Here is a 17766-nt window from a genome sequence, read left to right as displayed (position 1 = left end):
GAGTTTCGGTAGGCAGGCCCTTTCCTTGTTATATCCATGCGGATATATCGGTGTGCAGGCTTCGAGCCGATCGGATTTTAGAACCCAGGAGAGTTTTCGATGGCGCGCAAAGGTTTCGGGTTGAGGGCGATCGCCATTGGCGGCTTTGCGGCGACATTGATGGCGGCAACGCCGGCAGCGCACGCGGAAGACAAGATCGTGGTGTTCGCGGCGGCCAGTCTCAAGGATGCGCTCGACGCCGTCAACAAGGCCTGCGAGACCGATGTCGGCGAAGCCGCCACCGTTTCCTATGCCGCCAGTTCGGCATTGGCCAAGCAGATCGAGGGCGGGGCGCCGGCCGACATCTTCATCTCCGCCGATCTCGACTGGATGAAATATCTCTCCGACAAGAAGCTGACCAAGCCCGACACAGAAGTGAAGTTGCTGGGCAACGAGATCGTGCTGGTGGCGCCGAAGGATTCGACGGTCGAAACCAAGATCGAGAAAGGCTTTGACCTCGCCAAGCTGGTCGGCGACGGCAAGCTTGCCATGGGCGACTTCAAGGCTGTGCCGGCCGGCAAATACGGCAAGGCGGCATTGGAATCGCTCGGCGTCTGGTCCTCGGTCGAGGGCAAGGTGGCGCAGGCCGAGAATGTCCGTGCGGCGCTGAAGCTGGTTTCGACTGGTGAGGCCGCGCTCGGCATCGTCTATGCCACCGACGCGCACGCCGAAAAGGGGGTCAAGGTGGTCGGCACCTTCCCGGAGGACACACATCCGCCGATCATCTATCCGGTTGCCCAGACAGCCGATTCGAAGGACAAGGATACGCCGGCCTTCCTGAAGTGCCTGCGGTCCGCCAAGGCCGGCGCGCTCTTTAGGGAACAGGGTTTTACCGTGCTCACGCCGAGCAACTGAGTCGGCAAGCACCTGAGTTCGAAAAGGCCCGATACCGCACTATGAGCTGGCTGCTGGACCTCACTCCCGACGAATGGAATGCGGTCCGGCTGTCCATCAAGGTGGCGACGGTGGCGATGCTCGCCAGCCTGCCGCCGGGCATAGCGATCGCGCTGCTGCTTGCCCGGGGGCAATTCTGGGGCAAGACGCTGCTCAACGGGGTGGTGCACCTGCCGCTGATCCTGCCGCCCGTGGTAACCGGCTATCTCCTGCTTTTGACGTTCGGCAAACGCGGCCCGGCCGGTGCCTTTCTCGCCGAACATTTCGGTATCGTCTTCTCGTTTCGCTGGACGGGTGCCGCCCTGGCCTGCGGTGTCATGGGCTTCCCCCTGATGGTGCGGGCGATCCGGCTGTCGATCGAGGCGGTGGATCGCAAGATGGAGGCGGCGGCGGGAACGCTCGGCGCCAACCCGCTGTGGGTGTTCGGCACCATCACGCTGCCGCTGATCCTGCCCGGGCTGATCGCCGGCGCCATCCTGTCCTTTGCCAAGGCGATGGGCGAGTTCGGCGCGACCATCACTTTCGTCTCCAACATTCCTGGCGAGACGCAGACGCTGCCGTCGGCGATCTACACTTTTACCCAGGTGCCGGGCGGCGACGAAGGGGCCCTGCGGCTGACGCTGATTTCGATCGTCATCTCGATGGCGGCATTGGTCGCATCGGAAGTGCTGGCGCGGCGGGTCGGGCGGCGGATGGACATCGAGTGAGCGTCCTTGTCGACATCGGCCACCGGCTTGGCGATTTCGCCGTCGAGGCCCGCTTTGAGAGCGCCGGACGGCTGACGGCGCTGTTTGGGCCGTCCGGTTCCGGCAAGACGACGCTGATCAACATGATTGCCGGGCTGATCCGGCCGGACAAGGGGCGCATTGAGGTCGATGGCCGCGTGCTGGTCGACACTGGTGCAGGCATTTTCCTGCGAAGGCACAAACGCCGCATCGGCATGGTGTTCCAGGATGCGCGCCTGTTTCCGCATATGAGCGTGATCAGCAATCTGCGCTACGGCCGCTGGTTCACGCCGGCGGCGGAACGCTACGCGGATATGGACGCCGTTGTGGACTTGCTGGGCATCGGCCCGCTGCTTGGCCGACGGCCGGCAAAACTCTCGGGCGGCGAGAAACAGCGCGTGGCGATCGGCAGGGCGCTGCTGGCCAGCCCCAGACTGCTGCTCATGGACGAGCCGCTGGCCTCGCTCGACGAAGCGCGCAAGGCCGAGATCCTGCCCTATATCGAGCGGCTGCGCGACGAAACGAAGATCCCGATCGTCTATGTCAGCCATTCGGTCGCCGAGGTGGCGCGGCTGGCGAGCGACGTGGTGATGTTGGCGCAGGGCAAGGTCACGGCCAGCGGTCCGACCGACGCTGTCATGCAAAGGCTCGACCTGTTGCCGGTGGAAGAGCGCGGCGAGGGTGGTGCCGTGCTGGACACGAAGGTGCTGCGTCACGACGAGGCTTTTGGGATGACCGTGCTCGGCTCGGCCGCCGGCGAGATCCGCGTGCCGCGCCTTGCGATGAAGGCCGGGGCTCCCGTGCGTATCCGCATTCGTGCTCGCGATGTGATGATCGCCGCGGAGAAACCGACGGGCCTCAGTGCCCTCAATGTCCTGCCCGGCACGATCGTCGCGATCAGTCCGGGCGAGGGGCCGACGGTCGAAATCGGCATCGACTGCTATGGCGCAACGGTGCTCGCCCGCATCACGGAACAGTCACGGCAGGCGCTGGAGCTCCGGCTCGGCGGCAAGGTCTTCGCGGTGGTCAAGACCGTGAGCTTCGACCGGGGAAATACCGGCGCCGGCCTGCCGCTCGAGGTCGATGGCTGACAGCGGCGGCGATCGGCGCTATATTGTTTTGGAATAACGGTCGCCGAAGCTGAAGCGATCGCGGAGGAGCAAAAATGCCGTCGCTGAGCTTGCGGATAAATCTCGATCCGGACGGACGGATCGGTCCTGGCAAGATCGAGCTTCTGGAGCACATCGCCACCTTCGGTTCGATCTCGGCCGCCGCGCGCGGCATGGAGATGTCCTACAAGCACGCATGGGACTTGGTCGAGGACATGAACCGGGTGTTCGGAAAGCCGCTGGTGGCCGCGCAGACCGGCGGCCGCAAAGGCGGCGGCGCGCAACTGACGACCGTCGGCCTGGCCGTGGTCAGCCGTTTTCGCGCCATCGAACGCGCGGCGAGTGCGGCCGCGTCAACGCATATGGATGCGTTGCAGGCGGAGATTGAGGCGGGATAGGGGAGTAGTGAGTATGAGTAGTGAAGGCAGCCTAATCCCTACTGACTACTCCGGCTTTCGCAGCAAATACGTATCCATGATCCAGCCTTTCTTCCGGCGGGCTTCGTCGCGGCGCTTTTCGATTTCGGCGCCGACATTGCCAAGGCGGCCGGAGATGATGATCTCGTCGGGCGTGCCGAGATAGGCGCCCCATTGGATGAAAAGGTCCTGGTCGGCCAGCGTGTTGAAGGCGCATTTGCCGTCGAGCATGACGACGGCGCTGCCTGCATTGTCCGGCATGCCTTCCTCGGTCAGGCGGCGGCCGGTGGTGATCAGCACGGGATCGCCGATGCGGTTCAGCGCCGTTTTGTGGCTGGCTGCCAGCGCCTGGATAGCCGTTATGCCGGGAATGACTTCCAGGTCGAACGCAACATTGCCCCTCAGGCGCACGCGCTCGAGGATGCGCAGGGCGCTGTCATAGAGCGAAGGATCGCCCCAGATCAGGAAGGCGCCGCAGCCGCCCCCGGAGATCTCGTCGCGGATCAGTCCCTCGTAGATGGCGGCGATGGCTTCGTGCCAGTCGTCGACGGTCGAGCGATAGGAAGAGGTTGGTTCGGCGCGCACGGGCACGTCGAACTCGACCCGGCGTGAGGCCGGGTTGGTGACGAAGCGGTCGCAGATCCCGCGCCGCAGGTCGGCAAGGTCGGTCTTGTCGGTCCCCTTGTCGGGAATAAACAGGACGTCCGCCCTGTTCAGGCTTGCTATGGCCTGGACGGTCATGTGGTCGGGATTGCCGGCGCCTATGCCGATGACGAGAAGCTTGCGCATGGCGCGAACTCCTGCCCCATCGGAACCTGTTAGTCCAGACCGCCTGCGTGTCCAGACCGCCTGCGTGTCCAGACCGCCTGCCTGTCCAAACCGGTCACGCACGCCCGGCAAGCGGAAGGGCTTTGAAACGCCGCATTGAAACGGCTAGGGTCATCCAGGCATTCCAGCCGAGGGGGCTTCGATGTTGCGATCTGTTCTGGCTTTGGCGTTGGCGCTTTCAGCCGCGCCCGCAATGGCCAATGATTCGGTTGCCGAGCTTGGCACCGGCGGCCTGATCCTGTCGCGCAGCGATGCCGTGGCGATGCAAGGCGAGGATCTTTTCATCTCGCCCGAAAAGGTGACGGTGGACTACGTCTTCCACAACAACACCGACAAGGATGTCGAGGCGATCGTCGCCTTCCCGATGCCCGACATTTCGGGCGATCCCGAGGAGATGCCGGCGATCCCGGAAAACCAGAGCGATAATTTCCTCGGCTTCGAGGTGACGATCGACGGCGTCGCGGCCAAGCCCCAACTCGAGCAGAAGGTGCTCGCGCTCGGCATCGACATCGGCGCCGACCTCAAGGCGCAAAACGTGCCCTTCAACCCGTTCGGCGACGCGGCCAAGGCGGCGCTGGCGAAGCTGCCGCAAGGGGTGGCTGACGACTGGGTCAACCGCGGCATCATCATCGAGGATTCGGCAGCCGACAGTGGCCAAAAACCGGTCTATTCGCCGTTCTGGCAATTGCGCTCGACCTATTGGTGGCGCGCGACCTTTCCGGCCAACAAGGACGTTCACGTCTCGCACAGCTACAAGCCCAGCGTGGGCGGCACCTCCTCGGTCAGTTTCTTCAATGAAGGCCAGTTCCAGAATTCATACGCCGCCTACAAGAGCCGCTACTGCATGGACGACACATTCGAGAATGCGGTGCGCAAGGCTGCGAAGGACAATCCGGACGGCTATCCCAAATTCTACGAAAGCCGCATCGCCTATATCCTGACCACCGGCGGCAACTGGGCGGCGGGCACCATCGGCAAGTTCAAGCTGACCGTCGACAAGGGCAATCCGAAAGCCCTGGTCTCGTTCTGCGGCGACAACGTCAAAAAGGTCGGGCCGACGCGTTTCGAGATGAAGGCGAACGATTTCTATCCCGAGCACGACATCGACATCCTCCTGCTCGTACCGTCGGACAGCAATGGCGGGGACGCAAACTGATGCACGTCGCGATCTATGTCGCCATTGCCGAGAACGGCGTGATCGGGCGGGATGGCGGGTTGCCGTGGCGGCTCTCCACCGACCTCAAGCGGTTCAAGGCCGACACAATGGGCAAGCCTATCATCATGGGCCGCAAGACCTATGAAGGCATCGGCCGGCCGCTGCCGGGCAGGCTGAACATCGTCGTCACGCGCGATGAGGCCTGGCGCGCCGAGGGCGTCGAGGTGGCGCATACGCTGGAAGCCGCGATCCAACTGGCGACCGTGCGTGGACGCCGCATGACGGGCGTCGACGAGGTCTGCATCATCGGCGGCGGCCAAATCTATGCCCAGGCGCTGCCACTGGCCGACCGTCTGCACGTGACCCATGTGCTGGCCGCCGTCGATGGCGACGCGCATTTCCCGCCGATCGACCCTATTACATGGCAAGTGGTCAGTTCGCAGGGGATTGCGTCAGGAGAAAAGGACAGCCATGCGACGCGCTATACGGTTTACGAGCGCCGCCGCGAGCTAGTTTGAAGATAAAGGACGACAAAGGGTCGCTACCGGTTCAAAACGGGTGAAGTCGGCGGCGCATCGCGTTGAAAGCGTGCCGTGGCGTCCCTATAGAAGAACGACACTGGATTTGCGCCGTAACCGCGGCGCTTGAGGGAATTCCAAGCGAAAGGACATTCATGCCCTGGAACGACAAAGGTGGCGGCGGCGGCGGCCCGTGGGGTGGCGGCGGCAACAATCAGGGGCCCTGGGGGCAGGGACCGAAGGGGCCGAGCGGCCCGCAGGGGTCGCCTCCCGACCTCGAAGACATCATTCGCCGTGGCCAGGATCGGTTGCGGCGCGCGCTGCCCGGCGGCGGCGGCGCCAGTCCGGCGGTGTTCGGCCTGATCGCCGCGGTGCTGGTCGTTCTGTGGGCCTTCCAGGCGGTCTATACCGTGCAGCCCGACGAGGTCGCGGTCGAACTGCGCTTCGGCAAGCCGAAGGCCGAACTTTCCCAGCCAGGTCTGCATTTCCACTGGTGGCCTCTCGAGACCGTCGAGACGGCGAAGATTTCTGAGCAGCTCGTCGACATTGGCGGCGGCAACACCAGCGGCAACGGGCTGATGCTCTCGGGCGACCAGAACATCGTCAATGTGCAGTTTTCGGTGGCCTACCAGGTCTCCGATCCCCGCGCTTACCTGTTCGACGTCTCCGACCCGGACGGCATGCTGCGGCAGGTTGCCGAGAGCGCCATGCGCGAAGCCGTCGGCCGCCGGCCGGCGCAGGACATTTTCCGCGACGATCGCCAGGGCATTGCGGCCTCGGTGCGCGAGATCATCCAGACGACGCTGGACGGCTACAAGGCCGGTCTCAACGTCAACGCCGTCTCCATCGAGGATGCGGCGCCGCCACGCGAGGTGGCTGATGCGTTCGACGAGGTGCAGCGCGCCGAGCAGGACGAGGACAAGTTCGTCGAGCAGGCCAATCAGTATTCCAACCAGAAGCTCGGCCAGGCACGCGGCGAGGCGGCCCAGGTCCGCGAAGACGCGGCCGCCTACAAAAACCGTGTGGTGCAGGAAGCCGCAGGTGAGGCTCAGCGCTTCATTTCGGTCTACGACGAATATGCCAAAGCCCCCGATGTCACGCGCAAACGCCTTTATCTGGAAACCATGGAGAGGGTTCTGAAGGACTCGAGCAAGGTCATCGTCGAGCAGGGCAACGGACAAGGTGTCTTGCCTTATCTGCCGCTGCCCGCATTGCAGCCGAAGCCGCCGGCACCGGCCGCGCCCGCCGCGAACACGGGAGGTACCAAGTGATGGCCAACCGTCTTCCCATCTTCGGCGTCGTGGCGGCGGTCATCCTCTTCCTGATCTATTCCTCGGTCTTCGTGGTCAATGCGCGCCAGCAGGCGCTGGTGCTCCGCTTCGGTGAGATCGTCGACGTCAAGAGCGAGCCCGGCATCTACTTCAAGGCGCCGTTCTCGTTCTTTGACGCAGATACGGTGCAACTGATCGAAAACAGGGTGCTGCGCTTCGACCTCGACAACATCCGCGTCCAGGTCTCGGGCGGCAAGTTCTATGAGGTCGATGCCTTCATCGCCTATCGCATCTCGGATCCGCGCGTCTTCCGGGCGGCCGTGTCCGGCCAGATCGAACTGGCCGAAGCGCGGCTCAGGACGCGTCTCGACGCTGCCCTGCGCCGCGTCTACGGTTTGCGCGATTTCGAGGCCGCGCTTTCCGAAGAGCGTGCCGTGATGATGCGCGAAGTGCGCGATCAGCTCAGGCCCGACGCCACGTCTCTCGGCTTGCAGATCGAGGATGTCCGGATCCGCCGTACCGACCTGACGGCCGAAGTTTCACAGCAGACCTACGATCGCATGAAGGCGGAACGCCTGGCGGAGGCTGCGCGGCTGAGGGCACGCGGCAACGAAGCGGCACAGCGCATCACCGCGCGCGCCGATCGTGAAGTGGTCGAGATCGTTGCCGAAGCGCAGAAGGAGTCGGAGATCCTGCGCGGTGAGGGCGAAGCGCAGCGCAGTGCCACCTTCGCCGACGCCTACAAGCGCGATCCCGCCTTCTTCGACTTCTACCGGTCGATGAATGCCTATGGCACCGCGCTGGACAACACCGGGACGACCATGGTGCTGTCGCCGAGTTCGGAGTTCTTCCGCTACTTCCGCGATCCCGACGGCAAGGAAGGACCGGCGAAACCGACGTCGCCGGCGCCGGCCGCGGCACCTGCCGCGCCGACGACACAACCCAGCACCGGCCAGTAACGGCCGGTGCAGGATTTCTTCGCGGCGATGGGCCTGGTCCTTGTCATAGAGGGCTTGGTCTATGGCGGCTTCCCCCGCCTTGCGAAGAAGCTCGCGGGCGAAGTGCTGTCGATGCCGGAGAATGCTTTGCGGATCGGCGGGCTGGCGGCGATCGCCATTGGTGTCGGCGTCGTCTGGCTGGTGCGGGGCGTGTAGAGGCGGCGGTTTGCGGAATAACGCTCGATTTACACTCCGCCGATAGTCATAGCCGCAAACGTGCCGTATTTCTTGCCATCATGGCGCGACACGGCGTTTTCGTCGAAGCGCTTTTCTCTTTTAGAAATGCCGGGAGGCTTCTCGATGACATCCAACACCCTTTTGGCCGCCGCTCGACGGACGTTGATGGCCGGCGCGGCCGCGCTGGTGCTGAGCGCCGTCGCCGTTCCATCCTTGATGACCCCGACATTCGCCGCCGACGGACCAGCCTCGGTCGCCGACCTGGCGCAAGGCGTGCTTGGCGCGGTGGTCAACATCTCCACCTCGCAGACGGTGAAGGGGACGGAAGGGCCGGGTGCGGTGCCGATGCCGCAACTGCCCGAAGGCTCGCCGTTCCAGGATTTCTTCGACGATTTCTTCAAGAACCGCGGTGGCGAAAAGGATGGCGGCTCGCAGAAGGTGCAGTCGCTCGGTTCGGGTTTCGTCATCGACGCCGAACAAGGCATCGTCGTCACCAACAACCATGTGATCGCCGATGCCGACGACATCGAGGTCAATTTCTCCGATGGCGTGACCTTGAAGGCGACGCTGGTCGGCACCGACACCAAGACCGACGTCGCGGTGCTGAAGGTCGATCCGAAAGGCCACAAGCTGACAGCGGTGAAATTCGGCGATTCCACCAAGATGCGCGTCGGCGACTGGGTGATGGCGGTCGGCAATCCGTTCGGCCTCGGCGGCACGGTTACGGTCGGCATCGTCTCGGCGCGCAACCGCGACATCAATTCAGGCCCCTATGACGACTTCATCCAGACCGACGCGGCGATCAACCGCGGCAATTCGGGCGGACCGCTGTTCAACAGCGCCGGCGAGGTCATCGGCATGAACACCGCGATCATTTCGCCGTCCGGCGGCTCGATCGGCATCGGCTTCTCCATTCCCTCGCAGCTCGCGTCGGGCGTCGTCGAGCAGTTGCGCCAATATGGCGAGACGCGGCGCGGCTGGCTCGGCGTGCGCATCCAGCCGGTGACGGACGACATCGCGGAAAGCCTCGGCATGGCGACCGCCAAGGGCGCGCTGGTGGCCGGCGTCATCAAGGGCGGACCAGTCGACAACGGTACCATCCAGGCCGGCGACGTCATCATCAAGTTCGACGGCAAGGACATCCATGAAATGCGCGACCTGCCGCGTGTCGTCGCCGAAAGCCCGGTGGGCAAGGCAGTCGACGTGCTGATCGTGCGCAAGGGTGTCGAGCAGACGGTGAAGGTGACGCTCGGCCGGCTCGAGGATGGCGAGAAGCTGGCCAGCGGCGAGAACGGCAATACCGATCAGAACAAGGGCGCTGACAAGGCTCCGGCCGTCTCGACCGCCTCGGTGCTTGGCATGACGGTCGGCGAACTCAACGACGAGACTCGCAAGAAGTTCAGCATCGCCGGCGATGTCTCCGGCGTCGTCATCACCGACGTGGCCAAGGACTCCGCCGCCGCCGAACGCGGTATCCAGCCGGGCGAGGTGATCACCGAGATCGCGCAGGAGTCGGTCGCCACGCCCAAGGACGTCATGGACCGGATCGGTGCGCTGAAGGAGCAGGGGCGCAAGAACGCGCTGCTGATGTTGGCGTCGAAGACCGGTGAGCTCAGGTTCGTGACGATCCGAATGGATTGAGATTTCAATACGGCGATTTGAAAAAGGCGGCTAAACGGCCGCCTTTTTTCTTGCCTGCCAGTCCTCGCGCGACAGCCGGTAGAGCACATGCCGCTTGAGCGCGGGATGGCTGTCTGGAATGCTGGGGTGGTCGAAATCGCTCAATGGGTCGGCTGTCATGCCGAGGCGTTTCATAACGGCGGTCGAGCGGTGGTTTTCCGCCACGGCGAAGGAAACGATCTCGTCGACGGCCAATGTCTCGAAGCCGTAGGCCAGCCATGCCTCCGAGGCCTCGGTGACATAGCCCTTGCCCCAGTATTCGGGAGCCAACCGCCAGCCGATCTCGATTGTGTCGGCCGGCAGCGATGGCACATCATCGGTCGCGAGGAGGCCGACGAAACCGATGCATTCGCCTGTCGCGGCAATCTCGGCCGCCGCGAAGCCGTAGCCGTCCTCATCGACCCAGGCGCGGAACTCATCCATCTTGGCGTCGGCGGCCGCACGGTCGCGGCGAAACGGGAAGAACTCCATCACGCGATCATCGGAATTGATGCGATGGAACAATTCGCGGTCGCGATCCTCCCAATTGCGCAGGATCAGGCGTTCGGTACGGATCGGCTTCATTGGACGAATTCTTCCTGCCGATAGCCCTGCAGATAAAGCAGCGCCGTCAGGTCGCCATGGTCGATCCGGACTTTGGCCTGCGCTGCCACCGTCGGCTTGGCATGCAGCGCGACACCGGTTCCGGCCAGGCGGATCATGTCGAGATCGTTGGCGCCGTCGCCGACGGCGATGGCATCGGCCGGCGCCAGGCCAAGGCGCGCACAGATTTCGAGCAGCGCCTCGGCCTTGGCGGCGCGGCCAAGGATCGGCTCGCCGACCAGCCCGGTGAAGCGTCCGTCCTGGTCGAGAAGGCGGTTGGCGCGGTTTTCCTGAAAACCAAGCATCGCAGCGATGCGCGTGGTGAAGACCTCGAAACCGCCCGAGACGAGCGCCGTCCAGGCGCCGTTGGCGCGCATGGTCTGGACCAGCGCGCGGCCGCCCGAGGCCAAAGTCAGCCGATTGGCGACGATATGGTCGACGACGGCGGCATCGAGCCCCTTGAGCAGTGCCACGCGCTCGCGCAGCGCCGGCTCGAAGGCGATCTCGCCGTTCATCGACCGTGCGGTGATCGCCGCGACATGATCCTTGACGCCGATCTCGTCGGCCAGCTCGTCGATGCACTCCTGGTCGATCATGGTCGAATCCATGTCGGCGAGAAGGATTTTCTTGCGGCGTGTTTCAGCCTGCTGGACGATCACGTCGACGGGTTCAGCCGCCAGTGCGGCACGAAGGCTCGCGGTCGTTTCATCAGCCTGCGCAGCTGGCGGCAGGGCAAGATCACAGGCAATGCCTTCGGCCAGCCACACGACAGCGCTTGCGCCCACCGACCGTGAGGCCATATTCGCAAGCGATGGCGACAGAGCGCGATCGGCGGGACGGGAAACAAGCGTGGCAATGAGCGGCATCGAGAATTCCGGCACGGATGCGGGCGAAGGCCGCGTGAAGAACGCGATCCTGATAGCCGGGCCGACCGCCAGCGGCAAGTCGGCGCTGGCGCTTGAACTGGCCGAACACACAGGCGGCGTCATTGTCAACACCGATTCCATGCAGGGCTATGCGGTTCTCGACGTGCTGACGGCTCGGCCGCAGGCGCCCGAACTCGCACGAGCGCCGCATTTTCTCTATGGGCATGTCCATCCCGGCACCGCCTACTCGACCGGCGCCTGGCTGCGCGACGTCATGAAACTCATTGATGACGGGACGCTCTCGCGGCGGCCAATCTTCGTCGGTGGCACCGGCCTGTACTTTCGTGCGCTGGCGGAAGGCATTTCGGAAATGCCCGATATTCCGCAACGGATACGCGACCGCTGGCGCTACGAATTGAAGGAGCAAGGCGCGGTCAAGCTGCATGCGTTGCTGCTGCGCGAGGATTCGAACGTCGCCATGCAGTTGAAACCAACCGACAGCCAGCGCATCGTGCGGGCGCTCGAGGTGCTCGACGCCTCCGGCCGGTCGATCCTGGACTGGCAGGCAGAGCGTGGCCTGCCGCTCATCGACAGGCCGAGCGCGCATTTCCTGGTCGTCGAGCCGGATCGGGCAGCATTGGTCGACCGCATCGAAAGGCGTTTCGACCAGATGCTGGACAAGGGCGCGCTGGAGGAAGTCAAGCAGCTTGCGGCCCTTCGTCTGGATCCAGACCTGCCGGCGATGAAGGCGATCGGGGTTCGTGAGCTCCAGGCCGCGATCTCAGGGCAGTCGAGCTTTCCCGAGGCGATCGAGCGCGCCAAGATCGCGACAAGGCAATATGCCAAACGCCAGGCTACCTGGTTCCGCCATCAGCTGGGGCCGGAATGGCAGAGACTTCGCCCCGGTGACGATCTCGAAACCACGATCCAAACACTTGTTGCTAATGCAACTTAAAAAGTTGCCCCCGAGGGAAGGGTTCTCGCCGAAGTTGTCGGAATTTAACGCTCCGTAAGTCGGTCGATGCCATAAGGTCATGGGGTACTTTTCCATCGGGGAGCAGATGCGTTTCCACAAAGCGGAATCCGCTTTTTTCGTCTTTATCTTCGTGATCCTGGCCGCTGGCCTGGTGACACTGCACGCCTATGGGCAACTGCAATCCTTCGCGACGGAACTCCATACGGCCTCCGGCCTGGACAAGGTCATATACCTCAACAAACTCCTGTTCGCGACCGGCGTACTGCTCGCCACCGCGCTGTTTTTCGGCATCTTCTTCATCTATCCGCTGATCCGCAAACAGGCGACCGAAGAGGGCAAGCTGCGCGCCATGACGGTGTCGCTCAGCGCCCGCTCCGAAACGCTCGAGCATGCCGCCCTGACCGACGGCCTGACCGGCATGCAGAACCGGCGCTATTTCGACGACGCGCTGAAGGAATATCTCGAGGAGTTCCGGCGCATCGAAAAACCGGTCGGGCTGATGATCCTCGATCTGGACCATTTCAAGCAGGTCAACGACACGCACGGCCACGATGTCGGCGACGAGGTGCTTAAGGCTGTCGCAAGATGCCTCAGGGACATGACACGTTTCCACGATGTGGTGGCGCGCCTGGGTGGCGAGGAGTTCGCCGTGGTCACGCCCAACATGGAGGCGGACCTTCTGGCCAAATTCGCCGAGCGCATCCGCAAGGCGGTCGCCAACATGTCGATCCTGTCCGGCAACAATGTCCGGCTCAAGATTACCACCAGCGTGGGGCTTGCCGTCTGGGATCGCAAGGAAACGGCGGAGGAATTCTATCGACGCGCCGACCGCCAGCTCTACGAAGCCAAAAGGCAAGGCCGCAACCGCGTCTGCGCCTAAAATCCCATCACTGAATTCGTGAGGCTGGCCGTCTGCCGCCGACTTCCGCGCTTCCGGGCTTCGCCGGCCGAAGCACTTATGAGACGTTGTGGCCTTTAGACTAAGGCTGCGGCCGGCGAAGGCCAGCGCTCACCGACCAAGGGTCGCTCGGCTTCGGTTTTCGAAGCCGACACCAATCGGCCCAGCCTGACGAATTCCCCGACAGGATTACCCAAGCTTTCCGACGAACATGGGATAGGCCGCTTGCGCGGGTTCTCAGGACTTTTCGCAGAGGTGTGACGCTCAGCTCAATCGTTCTGCGGGCGCAGGCCGAAGGTGGCGGGTTTGAGGCCGTAGCGTGTGTCGAAATCTTCGTCCGACTGCACGCGCGCCGCCGGCGCTTTGCGGTAGTCGGGGTCGCCGGCTTGCCGGCCGGAATCGACCACCTCGGCGAAGGCCATCGCCTGGCTCTGTGGCTTTGGTACGTTGCGCAGCCGCTCCACGATCGCCACCAGGTCGACCTCGCCGGCCTTGGACGTCACGTCTTCCTCGCGCTTGGCCGTGCCCGGAAGCAGGTGAGCGGGCAGTCTTTCGAATTTCAGCCGCATGGTCGTCGCCACGCCTTCGCCGAAGGCGATCGCTTCGCGCTGGCCCATGGAGGACAGGAACGCGAGCGTGGAGGCCGAAGAGTCGGCGATCGCCGAGCGGATGATCGCCTGGTCCTGCTCGTTGGCGAGCCGCATGGCGAAGAAGGTCGAGCACTGCGAGAGAATGGTCGGGTCCAGCTCGCCGGGGCGTTGGGTGACGACGCCGAGATAGCAGCCATATTTGCGGCCTTCCTTGGCGATGCGCGACAGCGCGTGCCGGGTCGGCGCGAAGCCGAGACGCGCATCGGCGGGCATGTAGCGGTGTGCTTCCTCGCATAGGAACAGCAGCTGCAGCTTGCCTTCGCTCCACAGAGCGAGGTCGAATGCCAGACGCGCCAGCACCGAGCAGACGGAATTGACCACTTCCGACGGCATGCCGGCCATCTCGAAGCAGGTCACCGGACGGCCATGATGCGGCACGCGGAAGATGTTGCCGATCGTCTCGTGGATGGTGTCCTCGATCAGGCGCGAATTGAACATGAAGCGGTAGCGCGGATCGGCCGCCGCCGATTCGATGCGTGTCTTCAGCGATTTGAGGGTCGGACGATCGGTCTTGCTTTCGAGCATGCCCATGCGCTCGTCGATCTGCTTGAGCAGGTCGGCGATGCGGTAGGGCACCGGCGTATCGGCGGTCAGCGCATCGCTGCCGCGCCTGAGGTAGGCCCCTGAACCGGGGTTGCGATAGAGATTCTTGGCGAGCGGAATGAGGTCGCGAAGGGCATCGATCTCTTCCGGCACCGTTTCGCGTCCGCGAAACAGCACTTCGGCGAATTCCTCCAGCGTGAACATCCAGAACGGCAGGTCGAGCGTCTTGGAATCGACCCTGACGCAATATTCCGGCAGCGAGGCCGCGAACTCGTTGTGCGGATCGAGGATCAGGATGCGCAGGTCCGGTCGCGCCGCGATCGACTTGCGCAGCAGCAGCGAAACCGCTGTCGACTTACCGACGCCGGTCGTGCCGACAATGGCGAAGTGGCGCGCCAGCGTGTCATCGATGGCGATGTTGGCGGCGATCGCCTCGTCCTGCGCCAGCGAGCCGATGGTGATGGAATGGCGGCCGGCCAGGTCATAGACTGCCTGCAGGTCGCGGGTGCGGATGCGGTGCGCGACGGCGCCGATATGCGGATATACGGTAATGCCGCGGTCGAAGATCGGTTTGGCCTCGGGTTCGGCGCCGTCACGGACTTCGCCGATCAGCTCGATGCTGACCTCGATGGCGTTCTGGCCGTCATTGTTCCAGGCCAGATCCGACTTGCCGATCGCGTAGACCAGGCCGACGGTTCGCGTCGTGCCAAGGTTGATCGAGATCATCTTGCCGACCGTCCACAGGCCGGTGACCGCGCCGTCGACATCGTCGGCATAGGCGCTGATGGTGGCGCGCGCACCGTCGCATTGCACGACATTGCCCAGGATGCGCTTGTCGTTCTGGTCGGCTGTGCGGCGCTCCTGCGATGTCGGTTCTCCGACTGAAGCTTCGCGTTCGACATACATGGACAGGCCAATCCCCATTTCCCTTGAGGCGAACCCTACAGGAACGGGGTTAAGGTCGGATGAGGTCGGATGGTGTAGAGAGGATTAAGGGCCTGGTGAAAATTGCTTTGAGATAGCTATTCGCGCCCTCATGGTTTCGTTATAATGAACGAATGGATGATATAGCGAACGACATTTCCCTAACCATCGGCAGACGTATCCGTACCGAAAGGACCATGCGGGACTGGTCGCTGGCGGAGCTCGCTGAACAGTCCGGTGTCTCCAAGGCAATGCTGAGTACGATGGAGCGTGGCATGACCAGTCCGACGGCGGCACTTCTGGTGCGCATAGCCGCGGCCTTCGGCATGACGCTCTCGACCCTCATCGCACGGGCGGAATTGCAGGGCGGCGGGCTGCTGCGCGCGGCCGGCCAGCCGGTGTGGCGCGACCCCGACACAGGCTATGTCAGGCGGCATTTGTCGCCGGCCTGCGACATGCCGCTCGAACTGATCAAGGTCCATCTGCCGGCGGGCGCGAAGGTCAACTTGCCGGCGGCTTCCTACGCCTTCATCAAGCAGCAGATCTGGCTGATCTCGGGAAAACTCGAATTCACCGAGGGTGACCATGTGCACAGGCTCGAACCGGGCGACTGCCTGGCGCTCGGAGCGCCGTCGGATTGCACCTTTCATGCTCTGGAGCCGGGCGCCGATTATCTCGTCGCCCTGGTCAGGAGCTGACGTCATGCCAAGACGGCCAAAGCGCTCCCACAATGGGGGGCCGCCTCTTGACGACTACAAGGGGCCGCCATGGGGCAAGGGCGATCCTTACATCTTCCTGGCCTGGCAGGCCGCGCACGCCAAGGCATGGAAGGCGCCGAGCCGCGAAGTCATGCTGATGCGGATGGACAAGGCTGAACGGCTGGGCCTGACCTATGAGGAATACACGCTCGAGATCCTGGAGCGCGGTCGGCACCTCAAGGAACAAGACACCGAACGCATCGGCGCCATGAAGGCCGCGCGCAAGCGGCGGCGTGTGCGCCATCTCGACTGAAGCGGCGCTGTCGACCATCAATCGTTTCCAGAGGACCAGGTATGAACATTGTAGAAATCGGGCCGTTGACCGCAAGCCGGGAAACACTCGCACAGCTGACCGATCTGCTGGTCGAAACGGTTGCCGCCGGCGGATCGGTCAGCTTTATGCATCCGCTGGCGTCGGATGCGGCCAGCGCGTTCTGGGAGACGTCGCTGGCCGCGGCGGCACGAGGGCAACGAACGGTGATTGGGGCATGGGACGGCGGCGCTCTGGTCGGCACCGTTACCTTGCTGCTCGACTGTCCGCCCAATCAGCCGCATCGGGCCGAGATCGCCAAGTTGATGACATCGGTCGGGCAGCGGGGCAGGGGTATCGGGACGCGCCTGATGCTAGCCGCCGAACGCCTCGCGGCGGAGAAGGGACGCACGCTGCTGGTTCTGGATACGGCGACCGAGGAGGGTGCTTCGGCGCTTTATGAGAAGCTCGGCTTTACCTTGGCAGGCGAAGTGCCGGACTATGCGCTGAAGCCGCATGGCGGGCTGACGGGCACGCTGATCTATTGGAAGCGCATCGGCACAGCGTCGCGGTAACGCCAGTCACCTCATGCCTTCCCGGCGAGGCGCTTCAGCAGCCATTGGCGGAAATCCTGCTCGGCGCTTGTCAGGTGCGCGGTCGAACGCCTGGTCAGAAAATGCCCTGACGTGCTGGGGAGCTCAAAATCGGAAAGCCGGACCAACGCTCCGCTGTAGAGCGCCGCGTCGATTAGGGGTCTTGACCCCAGAAGCACACCGGCACCGGCGCTCGCCGCCTGCATGGCGGCGACGAAACTGTCGAAGCGGTGCGAGCGCTGGGGATGGCCGGCCAATCCGGCCGCCGAGAACCATTCCGCCCACATCTCGCGCGCCCCGGCCACCAGAAGCAGCGGCAGCGACGTCCAGTCGGCGGCACTGGCCAAGGCCGGGTTTGCCACTGGCACAAGCCGCTCGGCGGTCAGCCTCTCGGCCTCGCGTCCGGGAAAGGATCCGTTGCCGAACCGGATGTCGAGCGCCGAGCCCGGCAAATCATAGTCGGTCGGGCGATGGATCGTCACCAGATCGAGCTGGATGCGTGGCAACGCCTCGGCGAGATCGGGCAGCGCCGGAACCAGCGCCAGCAGCGCAAACGAGATCGGCACCCGGATCGAGACGGTCTGGACGGCACGCGGTTCGAACAGTTCCGTGGTGCTGCTGCCAATGGTGGCGAAGGCCGACTGGATGTGGGGCAGGTAGGCGGCACCTGCCGGCGCCAGCGCGACCCCACGCGCCAGCCGCGAAAACAGACGCGTCTTCAGCCTTTCCTCGAGCAGCCGGATGTGCTGGCTGACGGCCGCCTGGGTCAGGCCGAGTTCGGCTGCCGCCGCGGTGAAGTTCGACAGCCGTGCCGCAGCCTCGAAACTGCGCAGCCAGTCGAGCGGAGGGAGGGTAGGGATGGTTCGCCGAGCCATTAGTAGACCGGTACCATAGACCAAAAAATGATAATTGGAA

20 protein-coding genes are annotated in these 17766 nt (G+C 63.9%); 15 read left to right on the top strand and 5 right to left on the bottom strand.

Annotated features, from left to right (window positions below; translation table 11 throughout):
* The first annotated feature begins 99 nt into the window (after positions 1–99).
* The 4 genes from modA (at position 100) to X739_RS163575 (ending at position 3165) form a co-directional block, all read left to right on the top strand.
* Complete coding sequence (gene modA / locus X739_RS163560; protein WP_023792063.1) at positions 100–894, top strand: molybdate ABC transporter substrate-binding protein; 795 nt, start codon at positions 100–102, stop codon at positions 892–894.
* Positions 895–935: 41 nt separating this feature from the next.
* Positions 936–1640, top strand: coding sequence for a molybdate ABC transporter permease subunit (modB, locus tag X739_RS163565; protein ID WP_023782669.1), 705 nt, complete (start codon positions 936–938; stop codon positions 1638–1640).
* Positions 1637–2749, top strand: a complete 1113-nt coding sequence (gene modC / locus X739_RS163570) for a molybdenum ABC transporter ATP-binding protein (RefSeq protein WP_023792060.1) — start codon at positions 1637–1639, stop codon at positions 2747–2749. Before modB ends, modC begins: the two co-directional genes overlap by 4 nt.
* Before the next feature lie 74 nt (positions 2750–2823).
* Entirely contained in the window at positions 2824–3165 is a 342-nt protein-coding gene (locus tag X739_RS163575; RefSeq protein WP_023769721.1) for a winged helix-turn-helix domain-containing protein, read from the top strand.
* A gap of 45 nt (positions 3166–3210) precedes the next feature.
* Here the strand turns inward: X739_RS163575 and cobF are convergent, their stop codons facing one another.
* A complete protein-coding gene (gene cobF / locus X739_RS163580; RefSeq protein WP_023769722.1) occupies positions 3211–3972 on the bottom strand; it encodes a precorrin-6A synthase (deacetylating) in 762 nt (253 codons plus the stop codon).
* Between the two features lie 181 nt (positions 3973–4153).
* Here cobF and X739_RS163585 point away from each other — a divergent pair, with 181 nt between their 5' ends.
* The 6 genes from X739_RS163585 (at position 4154) to X739_RS163610 (ending at position 9772) form a co-directional block, all read left to right on the top strand.
* Positions 4154–5167: a DUF4424 domain-containing protein gene (locus tag X739_RS163585; protein ID WP_023792055.1), complete on the top strand. Its 1014-nt coding sequence runs from the start codon at positions 4154–4156 to the stop codon at positions 5165–5167.
* The gene (locus X739_RS163590) at positions 5167–5685 is read left to right on the top strand and encodes a dihydrofolate reductase (protein WP_023792052.1); all 519 of its coding nucleotides are present in this window, start codon (positions 5167–5169) and stop codon (positions 5683–5685) included. Before X739_RS163585 ends, X739_RS163590 begins: the two co-directional genes overlap by 1 nt.
* A 155-nt stretch (positions 5686–5840) precedes the next feature.
* Positions 5841–6956 carry an FtsH protease activity modulator HflK gene (gene hflK, locus X739_RS163595; protein WP_023769725.1) on the top strand — a complete coding sequence of 372 codons (1116 nt, stop codon included), beginning with the start codon at positions 5841–5843 and terminating at the stop codon, positions 6954–6956.
* The gene (locus tag X739_RS163600) at positions 6956–7915 is read left to right on the top strand and encodes a protease modulator HflC (protein ID WP_023792047.1); all 960 of its coding nucleotides are present in this window, start codon (positions 6956–6958) and stop codon (positions 7913–7915) included. The genes hflK and X739_RS163600 overlap by 1 nt, the downstream gene beginning before the upstream one ends.
* 6 nt (positions 7916–7921) lie before the next feature.
* On the top strand, positions 7922–8110 hold the full coding sequence (locus tag X739_RS163605; RefSeq protein WP_023792044.1) for a DUF2065 domain-containing protein: 189 nt from the start codon (positions 7922–7924) through the stop codon (positions 8108–8110).
* Between the two features lie 144 nt (positions 8111–8254).
* Complete coding sequence (locus tag X739_RS163610; RefSeq protein ID WP_023792041.1) at positions 8255–9772, top strand: DegQ family serine endoprotease; 1518 nt, start codon at positions 8255–8257, stop codon at positions 9770–9772.
* 30 nt (positions 9773–9802) lie between these two features.
* Here the strand turns inward: X739_RS163610 and X739_RS163615 are convergent, their stop codons facing one another.
* A complete protein-coding gene (locus X739_RS163615) occupies positions 9803–10375 on the bottom strand; it encodes a GNAT family N-acetyltransferase (protein ID WP_023769727.1) in 573 nt (190 codons plus the stop codon).
* Positions 10372–11259 (bottom strand): phosphoserine phosphatase SerB, encoded by an 888-nt coding sequence (gene serB, locus X739_RS163620; protein ID WP_023782664.1) that lies wholly within the window; start codon positions 11257–11259, stop codon positions 10372–10374. The genes X739_RS163615 and serB overlap by 4 nt, the downstream gene beginning before the upstream one ends.
* Between serB and miaA the strand changes: the two genes are divergently transcribed.
* Entirely contained in the window at positions 11249–12214 is a 966-nt protein-coding gene (gene miaA, locus X739_RS163625) for a tRNA (adenosine(37)-N6)-dimethylallyltransferase MiaA (RefSeq protein WP_023792036.1), read from the top strand. The two genes, serB and miaA, sit on opposite strands and share 11 nt — an antisense overlap.
* A gap of 106 nt (positions 12215–12320) precedes the next feature.
* Positions 12321–13115: a GGDEF domain-containing protein gene (locus X739_RS163630; RefSeq protein ID WP_023769730.1), complete on the top strand. Its 795-nt coding sequence runs from the start codon at positions 12321–12323 to the stop codon at positions 13113–13115.
* A 287-nt stretch (positions 13116–13402) separates the two neighbouring features.
* On the opposite strand, the gene X739_RS163635 is transcribed toward X739_RS163630, so the two are convergent.
* Entirely contained in the window at positions 13403–15232 is a 1830-nt protein-coding gene (locus X739_RS163635; RefSeq protein WP_023769731.1) for an ATP-binding protein, read from the bottom strand.
* A gap of 152 nt (positions 15233–15384) precedes the next feature.
* Between X739_RS163635 and X739_RS163640 the strand changes: the two genes are divergently transcribed.
* The 3 genes from X739_RS163640 to X739_RS163650 are packed head-to-tail and all read left to right on the top strand — an operon-like array spanning position 15385 to position 16833.
* Positions 15385–15948, top strand: a complete 564-nt coding sequence (locus tag X739_RS163640) for an XRE family transcriptional regulator (RefSeq protein ID WP_023769732.1) — start codon at positions 15385–15387, stop codon at positions 15946–15948.
* Positions 15949–15952: 4 nt separating this feature from the next.
* Positions 15953–16261, top strand: a complete 309-nt coding sequence (locus X739_RS163645; RefSeq protein WP_023792031.1) for a hypothetical protein — start codon at positions 15953–15955, stop codon at positions 16259–16261.
* A 41-nt stretch (positions 16262–16302) separates the two neighbouring features.
* Positions 16303–16833 (top strand): GNAT family N-acetyltransferase, encoded by a 531-nt coding sequence (locus X739_RS163650; RefSeq protein ID WP_023769734.1) that lies wholly within the window; start codon positions 16303–16305, stop codon positions 16831–16833.
* Between the two features lie 11 nt (positions 16834–16844).
* Here the strand turns inward: X739_RS163650 and X739_RS163655 are convergent, their stop codons facing one another.
* Positions 16845–17726, bottom strand: coding sequence for a LysR substrate-binding domain-containing protein (locus X739_RS163655; protein WP_023792026.1), 882 nt, complete (start codon positions 17724–17726; stop codon positions 16845–16847).
* Positions 17727–17766: the final 40 nt, after the last annotated feature.

This window comes from Mesorhizobium sp. LNHC209A00, assembly GCF_000502915.1.
Lineage (GTDB): Bacteria > Pseudomonadota > Alphaproteobacteria > Rhizobiales > Rhizobiaceae > Mesorhizobium.
Note: the sequence above shows the minus strand (reverse complement) of the source record. Positions and strands in the feature narration are given on the sequence as shown.

Coding starts and splice junctions, on each gene's coding strand:
- serB (WP_023782664.1), bottom strand. CDS start 11,259: ATGCCGCTCATTGCCACGCTTGTTTCCCGTCCCGCCGATCGCGCTCTG.
- X739_RS163615 (WP_023769727.1), bottom strand. CDS start 10,375: ATGAAGCCGATCCGTACCGAACGCCTGATCCTGCGCAATTGGGAGGAT.
- X739_RS163575 (WP_023769721.1), top strand. CDS start 2,824: ATGCCGTCGCTGAGCTTGCGGATAAATCTCGATCCGGACGGACGGATC.
- X739_RS163600 (WP_023792047.1), top strand. CDS start 6,956: ATGGCCAACCGTCTTCCCATCTTCGGCGTCGTGGCGGCGGTCATCCTC.
- X739_RS163630 (WP_023769730.1), top strand. CDS start 12,321: ATGCGTTTCCACAAAGCGGAATCCGCTTTTTTCGTCTTTATCTTCGTG.
- modB (WP_023782669.1), top strand. CDS start 936: ATGAGCTGGCTGCTGGACCTCACTCCCGACGAATGGAATGCGGTCCGG.
- X739_RS163610 (WP_023792041.1), top strand. CDS start 8,255: ATGACATCCAACACCCTTTTGGCCGCCGCTCGACGGACGTTGATGGCC.
- hflK (WP_023769725.1), top strand. CDS start 5,841: ATGCCCTGGAACGACAAAGGTGGCGGCGGCGGCGGCCCGTGGGGTGGC.
- X739_RS163590 (WP_023792052.1), top strand. CDS start 5,167: ATGCACGTCGCGATCTATGTCGCCATTGCCGAGAACGGCGTGATCGGG.
- X739_RS163650 (WP_023769734.1), top strand. CDS start 16,303: ATGAACATTGTAGAAATCGGGCCGTTGACCGCAAGCCGGGAAACACTC.
- X739_RS163635 (WP_023769731.1), bottom strand. CDS start 15,232: ATGTATGTCGAACGCGAAGCTTCAGTCGGAGAACCGACATCGCAGGAG.
- X739_RS163645 (WP_023792031.1), top strand. CDS start 15,953: ATGCCAAGACGGCCAAAGCGCTCCCACAATGGGGGGCCGCCTCTTGAC.
- X739_RS163585 (WP_023792055.1), top strand. CDS start 4,154: ATGTTGCGATCTGTTCTGGCTTTGGCGTTGGCGCTTTCAGCCGCGCCC.
- miaA (WP_023792036.1), top strand. CDS start 11,249: ATGAGCGGCATCGAGAATTCCGGCACGGATGCGGGCGAAGGCCGCGTG.
- X739_RS163655 (WP_023792026.1), bottom strand. CDS start 17,726: ATGGCTCGGCGAACCATCCCTACCCTCCCTCCGCTCGACTGGCTGCGC.
- cobF (WP_023769722.1), bottom strand. CDS start 3,972: ATGCGCAAGCTTCTCGTCATCGGCATAGGCGCCGGCAATCCCGACCAC.
- modA (WP_023792063.1), top strand. CDS start 100: ATGGCGCGCAAAGGTTTCGGGTTGAGGGCGATCGCCATTGGCGGCTTT.
- X739_RS163640 (WP_023769732.1), top strand. CDS start 15,385: ATGGATGATATAGCGAACGACATTTCCCTAACCATCGGCAGACGTATC.